The sequence below is a fragment of the Acidiphilium sp. MT5 genome (assembly GCF_054767495.1).
Map to the genome: position 1 here is coordinate 1 of NZ_BAABMR010000031.1, position 5,155 is coordinate 5,155.

The following is a 5,155-nucleotide window of genomic DNA, read 5'->3' on the forward strand; positions in this document are numbered from 1 at the left end:
CGCGGGTTCCGACCGCGGTGGAGAGAGGGCGGCCATGATGTACAGCCTGATCACGACGGCAAAGATGAACAATGTCGATCCGCAGGCTTGGCTCGCCGACATCCTCGCGCGCATCGCCAGCCATCCGGTCCACCGGATCGAGGAACTGATGCCCTGGAACTGGATCGCGCCGCAAAACCACAACCCAGTCGCACACGCCGCCTGATAACCCCACTCCAGAGATCCGTAAACGCCGCGCCGCTATCAGGCTGCGGTCCTCACCGGATGGATACGTAGAGTCCTGGCGAGAGCCACCTAAGGGAGGGGAAGACAGATGGCTAACGATGGGGGAAGAGGGGCTTCGGAGTCTCTTAACAACACGATCACCGAAATCATGAAGCATCTTGCGGACGACGGCCCTCGCCCGGGAAAGGGGCTGAGGCAATTCCTTCGCGAGAAGATAGGTGACCTAGCGGAGACATGGTTCCGGAAAGGTTTCAATCGAGGACATAGAGAGAGCTACGCAGCCAACGAGCAGGGGGAAGGAGTGCCGACAACGTTGGAATATGAATGCACCCGCAAACTTTCGCCTGGCCAAAGGCGAGAACTCGAACTTAGCTCGACCATCAAGACCAAAAAGAAAGCGGTGAAAAAGAACGTGAAGAAGGCGACCACGATACGGGTACGCAAGGGGTGATCAACTTTCTTACCTTTACCGACTTGAAGCCAGTGGTGCTACCGGCGATTATCGTAGCTGCCGGCGATCGTGCTGGCAGTCGATTCCTGGAATTTTTTGCATCAGCCATCCGCAGCCCGCACACGCGGCGAGCCTATGGGCGTGCGGTTACGGATTTTTTGACCTGGTGCGCGGATGCCGGAGTGAAGTCGATTGTTGAGGTGCGGCCGCTGCATGTGGCCGCTTGGGTCGAGCTGCAGGCGCGCGAGCGGGCCGGCCCCACCGCGAAACAGCGCTTGGCGGCGGCGCGGCACCTGTTCGACTGGCTAGTCACCGGCCAGGTGGTGCCGGTGAATCCGGCCGCCTCGGTGCGCGGTCCCAGCCACATTGTGAAATCCGGCCGGACGCCTGTGCTCGAGCCGGAGGAGGCGCGCGCTCTGCTGGACGAGATCGACGTCGCCACGCCGATCGGGCTGCGCGACCGGGCGCTGATCGGGCTGATGGTCTATTCCTTCGTCCGGGTGGGAGCCGCCCTCGGCATGAAGATCGAGGACGTGTTCGTGCAGCACCGGCGGCTCTGGGTGCGTCTGCATGAGAAGGGCGGTAAGCGGCACGAGATGCCCTGCCACCACAATCTTGAGGCTTGGCTGGCCGCCTATCTCGACGGTGCCGGCCTACGCGAGGATCCGAAGGGGCCGCTGTTTCCGACAATCGGCCGCGGCCACCGGGCGGCTCACTGCGACTCCGCTGCCCCAGGCCAATGCCCATGCGATGGTCCGCCGGCGCGCCGCGGCGGCCGGGATCAAAACCAAAGTGGGAAACCACAGCTTTAGGGCGACGGGAATCACGGCATACCTTAAAAATGGCGGCACGCTAGAAAACGCAGCAACCATGGCCAACCATGCGAGCACCCGAACGACGCAGCTCTATGATCGCCGGCGGGATGACATCAGCCTCGACGAAGTCGAGCGAATCAGGGTTTGATCTACAGCGGATTTATGCACCGGAACGTTCCGCTTTAAACCTGGATTTTAGTGCGGTGCGGCATTGGTGAAATACGCACCAGCAAGTCGGCCATGGGTGGAAAGCAAAATGCCCGGTTCTGGATCAGGGCTTTGAATAGCGGACATTCGACTTAAGTGTTCCGCGTAACTAAGTTTCCTTACCCCAAGCAGCTATGGCAGCGCGATCATTGGATCATACGCGTCAACATGAATTTTGCGGTGGAAGTTTGCAACAGTTTGCATAAATTTTGTCGCCTGAGCGCTCTAATTTAGGTAATTTTTGTTGCAAAACATATTGAACAAGCTCACAACACAATTCACGAAATAACGGTGCAACGGATTTATCACGCTGCCTCTGAGTAGTGCGATATTTTCCCTACATCGGCTAATTAGATTTAGTCGCTCACTCAGCTTCGTATTCCGAAATGGCACTCTTTGGCAACTTATATCCGCATCGAACACGCTTGCTTGACGGGCCGCGCGGTTCACCGCACTGATCAATAATCCGACATTGAGGCCTCCATGAACCCGACCAATCCAGCCCATTCCGATCATCCGCAAACGCGCGCGGCGCAAGCCATGGGCACGATCGACCCGATCACCCGGGCGGTGATCGCGCCGATCCATGTTGCCACCACCTTCATTCGCGATGCCGATAATCAATATTCGTCGGGCTTCGTCTATGGCCGACCTGACAACGCGACGGTGCGGGCCGCTGAAGCCGTGCTCGCGATGCTGGAAGACGCACCCGCTGGCGCGTTGCTGTTCGGCTCAGGCATGGCCGCCGCCGTTGCTGCATTCTCTGCGCTCGATCATGGCGATCATGTGCTGGCGCCGACCGTCATGTATTGGGCGCTGCGCCATTGGCTCGCCACCGAATTGCCCCGGCGCGGCATCGCGGTCGATTTCGTGGCGATGGATGATCTCGATGCGGTCAAAGCCGCGATCCGGCCCGGCAAGACGCGCCTGGTTTGGATTGAAACACCCGGCAATCCGCTCTGGACGATCACTGATATCGCCGCCGTGGCCGAGATCGCGCATCAGGCCGGCGCGTTGCTCGCGGTTGATAGCACCGTCGCTTCGCCGTTCCATACCCAGCCCATCGCGCTGGGGGCCGATTTGGTGATGCATGCCGCGACCAAAATCTTAAATGGTCACTCGGATGTGGTGGCCGGCGCGCTCGTTGGCGCCCGTGATGATCACTATTGGCAGCGCATTATCGCTCAGCGCAAATTGGGCGGCGCTATTTTAGGCCCATTCGAGGCATTTTTGTTGATGCGCGGGATGCGCACGCTGTTTTTACGCGCAGCAGCACAAGCGCGTTCCGCTCAAAGCCTCGCCGAACGCCTCGCGGTGCACCCGGCAGTCAGCGCCGTGCTGTATCCGGGGCTGCCTCAGCATCCTGGCCACGCGATTGCGCGACGGCAAATGCAGCGCGGTTTCGGCTCGATGTTGTCGATCCGCGTCGTTGGCGGTGAAGCCGCCGCCATTGCCACAGCGTCAGTAACCCGGCTTTGGCATCGCGCCACCTCGTTGGGCGGCGTGGAAAGCTTGATCGAGCATCGCGCCTCAATAGAAGGGAGCGGAACCCCCTGCCCCACCGATTTGCTTCGGCTGTCGGTTGGCATTGAGCACGAAGAGGATCTGTTCGCCGATTTGGACCAAGCTTTGCGGCGCGCTCACGGATGAAGGTGCAAAATTAACCGCCGCTGATGGCGGTAAGAATAACGATTTCGGCGTTGGGATGGAGCGGCGTGGTGAGGCTCGCGGGTTTGCCGTCGACAAAAATTTTAATATGGCGCCGGGGTGCGGGCCGTTCATCGCAGAGGCGATCGCGCAAACCAGGCCAGCGCGTATTCAAGGCATCAATAGCGGCAGACACCGTGGCCGCCATGAGATTTGTGGTTTTCGGGCAGTTCGGAAAGAGCTGAAGCAAGGCTGCAGGCAAGCAAATATGAACCTCGGGAACCGGCGTAGCGCTCACGCCGACATCACCATAGTTTCGACCGAGGTAATCGTCGGGAGATGTTGAGCAATGCAATGCCAGTGCTCACCTTCATCCGCACTACCATAGAGCGCGCCGGTGTTGGTGCCGAAATAAATTCCGGCGGGGGTCAGTGGGTCGGTGGTCAGAGCTTGGCGCAGCACGCCGAAATAGGCAGGCCCGGCAGGCAGGCCGTTGCGCAGTGCCTGCCAGTGCGCGCCAGCATCAGTCGTGTGCCAAACAGCAGCTTGGCCATTGGGCACATAGCGGCCCAGCGTATCGCCGTTGAGCGGAAATAAATAGAGCGTTGCAGGATCGCGCGGATGTGCTGCGGCAGGAAAACCGAAGCTGGAGGGCAACCCCGCCTCGATACTGTGCCAATGCACCCCGCCATCCTCGCTGCGATACATGCCACAATGGTTTTGTTGGTAGAGGCGCTCAGGCATGTTGCTGGCCATGACCAGCGAATGCACGCATTGGCCGAATTCAGGGTAGCGCTGGTCTTCTGGCATATAATCGGCGCGGGTGCCACGATTGCGGGCGTGCCAGCTTTGGCCACCATCATCGGTGTAAAAGACGCCCGCGGCTGAAATAGCGACCCAGATTTCCTGAGCGTTGGAAGGGTGCGGCACAATGGAGTGCAGGATCAATCCGCCAGCGCCGGGATTCCAGTGCGGGCGCGAAGGATGTGCTTGCAAACCTGAAATTGGCGCAAATGTGTGGCCAGCATTCGCGCTACGAAACAGGCCCGCAGGTTCAACGCCGACATAGAGCCCATCAACGCCTTGGGCCAAACTCCAAACGGCGGTAACCGGGTCATCCCCGGCTTGATTTTGCAGGCCAGCGCTCGAATGGGTCCAGCTCGCGCCGCAATCGGGCGACTGCCAAACAGCGGGGCCGAACCAGGGATTGCCACCGCCCGCGTAAATGATGCCGGTTTTAGCATCGCCAATGACGTGATTGATTGGCCAAGCATCGCAGAACGGACCACGCAATGTCCAGCTCTGCCGGGCAGCGTCGGATTGGGCGATGAAGGCCCCCTTACGGGTTCCAATCAGCAGGCAGAGCAAATGCGGCATGTTGCTGGCCATTCCGAAATAATTTCGCATAGGCATATTGGATTAATCGGCTGATATCAACTTTCATCGGGCCGCGAAAAAGCAAAACGAACGTTCGAATGCCCCGAAATTAGTAGTTGATGTTAAGTGGTTCTGCCTGCTTGCGTGGCGGGCGAAGCATAATCAGGTTCCATCTCCGTCCCAACCTTGGCGAGCCATACAGGCCTTGAACCACGGTCTAATTTTTGGCGGAGTATTCTCGTTCTCGGCCAAGGCGGACGCTGCTCCACCCGCAGCGCCACCAATGACGCTTCCCATAGCGACAGCCGCATGTTGTTGCATCTCCCAGGGGGTGTGCTCCCACTCCCACACGCAGTGATATCGCGCCGACATCTCAGTGTCTGACCGAAAATTAAGGTGAGTGATTTCAGTTGGTTATGATTCTCTATTGGTT

General features: G+C 59.1%; 7 protein-coding genes. 5 read left to right on the plus strand and 2 right to left on the minus strand.

Annotated elements, in window-relative coordinates:
* The 5 genes from ACYUCQ_RS16065 to ACYUCQ_RS16085 form a co-directional block, all read left to right on the plus strand.
* Positions 1-205: transposase domain-containing protein (locus tag ACYUCQ_RS16065; protein WP_460255565.1), on the plus strand; the 205-nt coding region annotated here is incomplete at its 5' end.
* A 168-nt stretch (positions 206-373) separates the two neighbouring features.
* Positions 374-676, plus strand: coding sequence for a hypothetical protein (locus ACYUCQ_RS16070; protein ID WP_460255566.1), 303 nt, complete (start codon positions 374-376; stop codon positions 674-676).
* Positions 673-1,488, plus strand: a complete 816-nt coding sequence (locus ACYUCQ_RS16075) for a tyrosine-type recombinase/integrase (protein ID WP_460255567.1) — start codon at positions 673-675, stop codon at positions 1,486-1,488. The genes ACYUCQ_RS16070 and ACYUCQ_RS16075 overlap by 4 nt, the downstream gene beginning before the upstream one ends.
* Entirely contained in the window at positions 1,427-1,639 is a 213-nt protein-coding gene (locus ACYUCQ_RS16080) for a site-specific integrase (protein ID WP_460255568.1), read from the plus strand. The genes ACYUCQ_RS16075 and ACYUCQ_RS16080 overlap by 62 nt, the downstream gene beginning before the upstream one ends.
* Positions 1,640-2,181: 542 nt before the next feature.
* Positions 2,182-3,348 carry a trans-sulfuration enzyme family protein gene (locus ACYUCQ_RS16085; protein ID WP_460255569.1) on the plus strand — a complete coding sequence of 389 codons (1,167 nt, stop codon included), beginning with the start codon at positions 2,182-2,184 and terminating at the stop codon, positions 3,346-3,348.
* Positions 3,349-3,358: 10 nt separating this feature from the next.
* On the opposite strand, the gene ACYUCQ_RS16090 is transcribed toward ACYUCQ_RS16085, so the two are convergent.
* Both ACYUCQ_RS16090 and ACYUCQ_RS16095 read right to left on the minus strand, forming a co-directional pair.
* Positions 3,359-3,643: a MoaD/ThiS family protein gene (locus ACYUCQ_RS16090; protein WP_460255570.1), complete on the minus strand. Its 285-nt coding sequence runs from the start codon at positions 3,641-3,643 to the stop codon at positions 3,359-3,361.
* The gene (locus ACYUCQ_RS16095) at positions 3,640-4,734 is read right to left on the minus strand and encodes an exo-alpha-sialidase (protein ID WP_460255571.1); all 1,095 of its coding nucleotides are present in this window, start codon (positions 4,732-4,734) and stop codon (positions 3,640-3,642) included. The genes ACYUCQ_RS16090 and ACYUCQ_RS16095 overlap by 4 nt, the downstream gene beginning before the upstream one ends.
* Positions 4,735-5,155 lie beyond the last annotated feature (421 nt).

Excerpts from the sequence above, each read along its gene's own strand:
- ACYUCQ_RS16080 (WP_460255568.1), top strand. The coding sequence starts at position 1,427 with ATGGTCCGCCGGCGCGCCGCGGCGGCCGGGATCAAAACCAAAGTGGGA.
- ACYUCQ_RS16095 (WP_460255571.1), bottom strand. The coding sequence starts at position 4,734 with ATGGCCAGCAACATGCCGCATTTGCTCTGCCTGCTGATTGGAACCCGT.
- ACYUCQ_RS16085 (WP_460255569.1), top strand. The coding sequence starts at position 2,182 with ATGAACCCGACCAATCCAGCCCATTCCGATCATCCGCAAACGCGCGCG.
- ACYUCQ_RS16070 (WP_460255566.1), top strand. The coding sequence starts at position 374 with ATGAAGCATCTTGCGGACGACGGCCCTCGCCCGGGAAAGGGGCTGAGG.